The organism is Myxacorys chilensis, assembly GCF_059505265.1.
Map to the genome: position 1 here is coordinate 1 of NZ_JCACKG010000160.1, position 5,071 is coordinate 5,071.

Sequence of the window (5,071 nt, forward strand, 5' to 3'; positions counted from 1 at the left end):
ATGGCACTTTACATTACTCTAGCTTGTACCTCATTAGGCTGGAAAAGGCTGTATACTGATCGGAAAACATATGTCCGTCAGCAGTGGGAGCAAATCGATAAGAGTGGACAATGTTATCAATTGATGGAATTCTTACTAATTCTAGCTTTTTGCCAATTTCTTTAATAAGTGCTGTAAATATTAGAAAGTCTAGTGGATCAAGCTGTGTAGAAACCCGAAAGCCAAAACGATGCTTTGGAACTAAACACCGCCTAAATGGTCTAACCTTCCACTCTACAATGTCTATTTCTTGAATTGACTTCTTAATATTTTCCCAATCATCAGCAATTGCGTGAAACTCAAAAACTTCAGGAAAAATGTCAGTGTCACCCACCGTAAGTGCATGCTTTAAAGCCCAGTTCAAAGCAGCATCCGTAAGTTGTAATGGCATGATTCTTCTATGTTCCCTTTGATAGTAGCAGAGTAGGCACAACTCATGATTGGACGGATCTATTTCGCCCAATTCTGTATATCTCCTCTGCATTGAGATCTCAGACAGACAGGGATCTGCATAACTCCTAAATTAGAACATGATCCAGACTGAGTATCTGTATATCTCCCCAAATTAGACGATTACACAAACAGTTCGATGTACAACACTCCAATTAAGGAATGCTTGGGTTACATCGACTTACGCTTCCGTCATACCGACTTAGGCTATAGCTATATCGACTTACGCTACGGCTGCATTGACTTACGCTACGGCTACATCGACTTACGCTACGGCTACATCGACTTACGCTACGGCATTACCGAGTAACGCTACGGCATTACCGAGTAACGCTTCCGTTATACCGACTTGCGCTACGGCAGACCTAAGTAATACTTCCGTTATACCGACTTACGCTATAGCGTTGCCGAGTAACGAGCGATCGCTCGTTACTCGGGAATGTCAATCGCTATGAACAAATCTGTTCTTAACAAAGGATTGACTCTCGCCATCAATCCCGCTATGCTTTCCGGTTAAGATTACTCTCCCATCATCGGGAAGCGATCCTGACAACCCATTGGTCTAGCCATCAAACGCCATCTAAGGCTGCGCGAACAACCTTAGACAGCTAACCCACCAAACTGGTATAAGCAGTTGGGCAGGCTGAGGATGCATTTTAGCACCCCTCGTAGCCACCCCACTTTTTCCTGCGTGGGGTGGCTAGATTTTTTGGGGGGTCTTGCCTGTCAAGTCCCCAAAAACTAGGAGCTAAAAGCATGGATACCACAATGTTTAACCGCGCCACTCGGCTATTTCCCAATCCCTACGAAGGACATTCCGATTGGGATCGAGTGTTGTTGTTACTCATTAGCACCCCCGACGGTGTGAAGGATACGATTTCCAATCTTCACGCCCGCCATTTTGCAGTCGCAGGGGCATGGAGTCCGCCGTTACCCATTCCCGATTCGCTCGAAGTCATGAGCGTACTATCGCGGCGGTATCGGCGGTAATCCCATTTTCAATCATTTCTAGTTCCCTTCTCCCGCAGGAGAAGGGGCTAGGGAAGGTCTTCGACCCACTTCGTGAGGAGGGCGGAAGGCTCAAACGTAGTCCGAGCCATGTGCGGTTTTATCTAATTCACACTCCTTAACCGGCACTTACAGCTAACTTCTCCTCCTCATCTTTCGAGAGCACGCGACCTTCATCTTCAAATCCAGTAATTTGATTGAAGTTGAGATAGCGGTAGAGATCCGCTGCAAACGGATCAATCTTGTGCTTCACAATGTTCATGTATTCCTCAACCGTAGGCATCTTGCCCAAGAGCGCACAGACCGCCGCTAGTTCCGCAGAGCCAAGATACACCTGAGCGCCATTGCCTAAGCGGTTGTTGAAGTTGCGCGTCGAAGTGGAGAACACCGTCGAACCATCGGCAACACGAGCTTGGTTACCCATACAGAGCGAACATCCCGGCATCTCGGTTCTCGCTCCAGCCGCTGCAAATACCCCATACACGCCTTCTTCTCGAAGCTGTTGTTCATCCATCCGAGTCGGCGGCGCAACCCACAGCCGCACCTTCACTGTGCCTGCCCCTTCGAGAATCTTGGCAGCCGCTCGGTAATGCCCAATGTTCGTCATGCATGAGCCAATGAAGACTTCCTCAATCGAGTCGCCTGCACATTCGGACATCAGTTTAATGTTGTCCGGATCGTTCGGAGCCGCAACAAGCGGTTCTGTGATTTGATCCAAGTCCACTTCGATGATGTCTGCATAGTCTGCATCGGGATCGGCTTGCAGCAAGTGAGGATTGGCTAACCAGTCTTCCATTTTGCGAACACGGCGTAGAATCGTGCGGGCATCGCCGTACCCACGCGCCACCATGTTTTTGAGCAAGGCAACGTTCGATCGCAGATATTCTGAAACCGTGTCAATGCTAAGCGCGATCGTACATCCAGCGGCAGAACGTTCTGCGGTCGCATCCGTTAGCTCAAACGCCTGCTCTAGCTTGAGATCCGGCAGTCCTTCCATCTCAATAATTTTGCCAGAATAAACGTTTTTCTTGTTTTCCTTGGCCACGTTTAGCTTGCCGTTCTGCATTGCAACATACGGAATCGCATTCACAATGTCGCGCAGGGTTACACCTGGTTGCAGCGTGCCATTAAAGCGCACCAAAATCGATTCGGGCATATCCAACGGCATGGCTCCTAGCGCGGCAGCAAATGCAACCAAACCAGATCCGGCAGGAAATGAGATGCCAAGCGGGAACCGAGTATGCGAGTCGCCCCCGGTTCCAACCGTATCCGGCAGTAGCATCCGGTTGAGCCACGAGTGAATGATGCCATCGCCTGGACGCAGCGAGACACCACCCCGAGAATTAATAAAATCGGGTAAATCGTGATGTGTTGTAATGTCAACAGGTTTGGGATAGGCAGCGGTATGACAAAAGCTCTGCATCACCAGATCAGCGCTAAATCCAAGACATGCTAACTCTTTTAGCTCATCGCGGGTCATCGGCCCTGTCGTATCTTGAGATCCTACGGTGGTCATGACAGGCTCGCACGAGGTTCCAGGACGCACCCCCGGAAGACCGCAAGCTTTGCCAACCATTTTTTGAGCTAAGGTGAACCCTTTACCCGTGTCTTGGGGCAGTTGAGGACGAACAAACAACTCGCTCGGAGCAAGCCCTAACGCAATGCGAGTTTTGTCAGTCAAGGTGCGACCAATCAACAGCGGAATCCGTCCACCGGCTTGCACTTCATTTAAGATGGTGTCCGGCTTGAGCGTAAACGTCGAAACGGCCTCGCCCGCTTCGTTTGTAATCTCACCTTTGTAGGGATAGATCGTAATGATGTCGCCAGTGTGCAGTTGCGTCACATCACATTCGATCGGCAATGCTCCCGAATCTTCGGCAGTGTTGAAGAAAATCGGCGCGATTTTGCCGCCCAAAATATAGCCGCCCGATCGCTTATTCGGCACAAACGGAATATCATCGCCTACATGCCACAGCACCGAGTTGATGGCGGACTTGCGAGACGATCCGGTTCCTACCACATCGCCGACATAGGCGACCGGATGCCCTTTTTGCTTCAATTCTGCGATCGTTTCTAGCGATCCTGGCTGACGGGTTTCTAGCATAGCTAAGGCATGCAGCGGAATGTCAGGGCGGGTGGTCGCTTGAGTTGCGGGAGACAGATCATCGGTGTTCGTTTCTCCTGGCACTTTAAACACCGTTACCGTAATTGCCTCTGGTAGTTGAGGACGGTGAGTAAACCAGTCTGCGTTTGCCCAAGAGTCCATCACTTGCTTGGCAAACGCATTGCCGCTGCTGGCTAGTTCTTCCACATCGTGAAAGGCGTCGTAGACTAACAGGGTTTTGCTAAGGGCAGCTACCGCCGTTGCTGCAATGTCTGCATCCGGATCTTTTAGCAGTTCGATCAATGAATGCACGTTGTAGCCGCCCATCATCGTACCGAGCAGTTGAACAGCCTCTTGGCGCGAGACGAGCGGGCTGCTCGCTTCACCTTTAGCGATCGCGCTCAAAAATCCTGCCTTGATGTAGGCCGCTTGATCGACTCCCGGCGGAATGCGATCGCGCAGTAAGCTGAGCAAAAACTCTTCTTCACCCGCTGGCGGATGCTTCAGGAGTTCGCATAAGTCAGAGGTTTGTTGAGCGCTCAAAGGCAAAGGAGGAATGCCCTGAGCAGAACGTTCGGCAGCGTGTTGACGGTAGGATTCAAGCATGATGGAGTTCTTACTTGTAGGTTCAATTGGCATTCTAAAGATTGTGCGGCTTCAAGCAGGGCAGTTTCAACTATATGGTCAATTTATGTTGACATCTCAGTGTGTTGACATCTCAGACAGATTAAATTTTCTGCCGAAATTCTAGAGCGGCGTCAAGCGGATCATCTGCAACTGCATACTTCGCTAACAGGTGGAGATTCAAATCAGGCAAGATCTCACTTCTTCCAATCTGTTCGTATCCAGTTTCGCGCAAGTGATGAACCTCAAAGTGATCCGTCTTAAAAAACTACACCTCCTGAACCTGTAAGCGTCGGTAGACTTCTGACGTATCAATGCTGCCGCTTGTAACCACAACTTCAATGACGAGATCAGGAAACTCTTTATTCGTTCCAATGCAGTAGGATTCATCTGGTTCTGCTCCACCTCGTTTGGCCTGATTACGGAGCGTTGTAGATCCCATTGGAAAGTACCGAATGCGCTTTGCTTTAAAGTAGTCCTCTAGCAGAGAGCCAATATTTGTTTTCCGATCTTCGTGACGGCGGCTAGGCGACATGAATTCTAAAATTCCATCGAGGTACGTAATGCGGTAGGTGGAGGTATCGCCACGTTCTAAGAGCAATTCTTCGTACTGCTCCCAACTGACGCCACTAATGATTTGCCGTTCTTCTGGATCGTCTGCCTGAAGTCGAGTGAGCCAATCTTGAAGCAGAACCATTACTGTATTCCTCACTACTAGTTCTATCGTAAGCGATCGCTCTATCACTAGAGAGTGGTATGCACGTTTCATTAAGCTAAAGGCACGACGAGCAAGGCTTGAAATGACACCCAAAAATCGGACAGGGAGCTAAGAGTAGTATCCTTGTT

Annotated in this window: 5 protein-coding genes; 2 read left to right on the plus strand and 3 right to left on the minus strand. The window is 49.4% G+C overall.

The features are described 5' to 3' along the window. Positions 1-13: 13 nt before the first annotated feature. Positions 14-430, minus strand: coding sequence for a hypothetical protein (locus AC5JLB_RS13025; RefSeq protein WP_495874257.1), 417 nt, complete (start codon positions 428-430; stop codon positions 14-16). A gap of 198 nt (positions 431-628) precedes the next feature. Between AC5JLB_RS13025 and AC5JLB_RS13030 the strand changes: the two genes are divergently transcribed. Together AC5JLB_RS13030 and AC5JLB_RS13035 are read left to right on the plus strand one after the other, a co-directional pair. Next, entirely contained in the window at positions 629-799 is a 171-nt protein-coding gene (locus AC5JLB_RS13030; RefSeq protein WP_495874258.1) for a hypothetical protein, read from the plus strand. Positions 800-1,245: 446 nt separating this feature from the next. Further along, the gene (locus AC5JLB_RS13035; protein WP_495874259.1) at positions 1,246-1,479 is read left to right on the plus strand and encodes a hypothetical protein; all 234 of its coding nucleotides are present in this window, start codon (positions 1,246-1,248) and stop codon (positions 1,477-1,479) included. A 136-nt stretch (positions 1,480-1,615) separates the two neighbouring features. Here the strand turns inward: AC5JLB_RS13035 and acnB are convergent, their stop codons facing one another. Together acnB and AC5JLB_RS13045 are read right to left on the minus strand one after the other, a co-directional pair. Further along, complete coding sequence (gene acnB, locus AC5JLB_RS13040; protein ID WP_495874260.1) at positions 1,616-4,207, minus strand: bifunctional aconitate hydratase 2/2-methylisocitrate dehydratase; 2,592 nt, start codon at positions 4,205-4,207, stop codon at positions 1,616-1,618. 286 nt (positions 4,208-4,493) lie between these two features. After that, the gene (locus AC5JLB_RS13045; protein WP_495874261.1) at positions 4,494-4,922 is read right to left on the minus strand and encodes a Uma2 family endonuclease; all 429 of its coding nucleotides are present in this window, start codon (positions 4,920-4,922) and stop codon (positions 4,494-4,496) included. Positions 4,923-5,071: the final 149 nt, after the last annotated feature.

What these genes read in the sequence shown, in the direction of transcription:
- AC5JLB_RS13025 (WP_495874257.1), bottom strand. Translation starts at nt 430, where the DNA reads ATGCCATTACAACTTACGGATGCTGCTTTGAACTGGGCTTTAAAGCAT.
- AC5JLB_RS13030 (WP_495874258.1), top strand. Translation starts at nt 629, where the DNA reads ATGTACAACACTCCAATTAAGGAATGCTTGGGTTACATCGACTTACGC.
- AC5JLB_RS13035 (WP_495874259.1), top strand. Translation starts at nt 1,246, where the DNA reads ATGGATACCACAATGTTTAACCGCGCCACTCGGCTATTTCCCAATCCC.
- acnB (WP_495874260.1), bottom strand. Translation starts at nt 4,207, where the DNA reads ATGCTTGAATCCTACCGTCAACACGCTGCCGAACGTTCTGCTCAGGGC.
- AC5JLB_RS13045 (WP_495874261.1), bottom strand. Translation starts at nt 4,922, where the DNA reads ATGGTTCTGCTTCAAGATTGGCTCACTCGACTTCAGGCAGACGATCCA.